1 protein-coding gene is annotated in these 1,706 nt (G+C 64.3%); it reads right to left on the reverse strand.

The window, feature by feature from the left end:
* Nucleotides 1-199: 199 nt before the first annotated feature.
* Nucleotides 200-1,372 (reverse strand): porin, encoded by a 1,173-nt coding sequence (locus AAHM41_RS40115; protein WP_342242241.1) that lies wholly within the window; start codon nt 1,370-1,372, stop codon nt 200-202.
* Nucleotides 1,373-1,706 lie beyond the last annotated feature (334 nt).

A 1,706-nucleotide genomic window follows, 5' to 3' on the forward strand; every position in this document is an offset into this window, starting at 1 on the left:
TTAGTCCAGGAATATAGAGACCGAGCCTGCCGCGGCGAGTTCCGCTCCGTCGCATAAAGAAGGATGCGCGGCCTGCAGAGCCGCGCATCCCCCGTCGACCGGACGTGACTTTTCAGCCTTCGAGGGGACGAGACAGAGACCGTCAGGAGTGGTCCGTCACGCCCGGTCTTCCCGAGCCGTCACCAAGTGACGACGCTTCTCAGAATGCCAGGAGCACGCCCGTCATCAGATTGGCGGTCTCCCAATCCCCGCCTTCGCGGTAGTTCTGCTTCTCGTAGATCGCCTCGGCGTAGGTGTTGAGGCCCGGCGCCAGCGTGTAGGTGAAGTTCACGCCGGCGATGTGGTTGTCCTGCAGATCGACACCGCTGGAGAACTGCGAATCCAGGCCGTTGTTCTTGTCCGCCCAGGTATAGGCGTAGGACAGCGACGCCAGGTACGGACCCCACTGATAGCTCAGATCGGCGACGATCGAGTCGACCGGCTTCTCGGCGACCGCGATGCTCTCGTTGTGGGTCCAGTTCACGCTGGCGGCGATGCCGCCCGACTGGACCATGCCGCCGAGGGTGTAGACCTCGAGGTCGTTGCCGTTCGGATTGGCACCGGTCCCGGAGGTCCGGACACCGTTGCCATAGGCAGCCGTGGCGGCCAGACGGACCCAGACGGAGTCGAACGTCTCTTCATAGTTGATGCCGCCCGTGACGACGTTCTCGTAGTAGGTGTCGTCGTCATCGAACAGATCGTTGCGGCCGCCGTTGCCGGCATGCTCCGCGCCGCCGACGATCGGCGTGAAGTCGAAGGCGAAGCTGAAGCCGCTGAACGTCGGCGAGGTGTATTTGATGCGGGTGTCGGCGTTGCTCAGCCCCGCCAGATAGGTGGCGTTGAGCGAGTAGAGATCGCCGCCGCCCAGCGGGAAGTCGCCATCGAGCAGGTCGCCGAAATTGAGGCCGCCCGCGCCGATCTCGCTGGCCAGGGCGTCATGGGCATAGACATAGCCGATGTCGTCGGCCACCGTCGGCGCGTTGCCGAAGGTCACCGTGCCGAAGCCGCCCTTCACATAGACATAGGTGCGGTCGACGCTGACGTCGTCGCGGCGGTTGACCTGGTCGAAACGGATGCGGCCGCCGTATTCCAGGCCCGAATCGGTGACGTTCTTGACGTCGAAGATCAGCCGCGCGCCGCTCTGGAAATCGTAGTCGCGGGCGAATTCGTCGTTCTGGGTGTCCCCCAGATTCAACGTGGCCTGGAAGCCGATGAAACCGCTGATCTTGAGCTGCAGGCCGGACGTCACATTAGCGTCGGCGGCCGATGCCGGCGCCGCGCCGGCCAGTCCCATGGCGGCCATCGCCGCCCCACCCAGCAGAACCTTCTTCACTTCCCCTCCTCCGCCCGGTCCGTCTCGACGGTTGCGCCGTCTGCCGATCGCATCGCCGGGAAATCCGGTGGCCGTCGACGCCGAGCCTTGGCTTTTGCGTCAGGAAATCGAGAGCGAGTCTCCCGGGACGAGGCCGGTTCCACCGTGAGACCCAGGGCCTCCGGGACTCGGCCCGTCCGCGAGATTACGAAACCGTAATCCGGCCGGCGAAGCGAAGCAACGAGAATATACATTCATGAACGTATGTTACAGATGAGCTTCAAGCCTGCAAGCCGGCATTGGAAAGCCGCCCATAAAAAAGAGGATGGGCGGGGGGGCGGCCGCGGCGCCGCCC

Source organism: Inquilinus sp. OTU3971 (assembly GCF_038440215.1).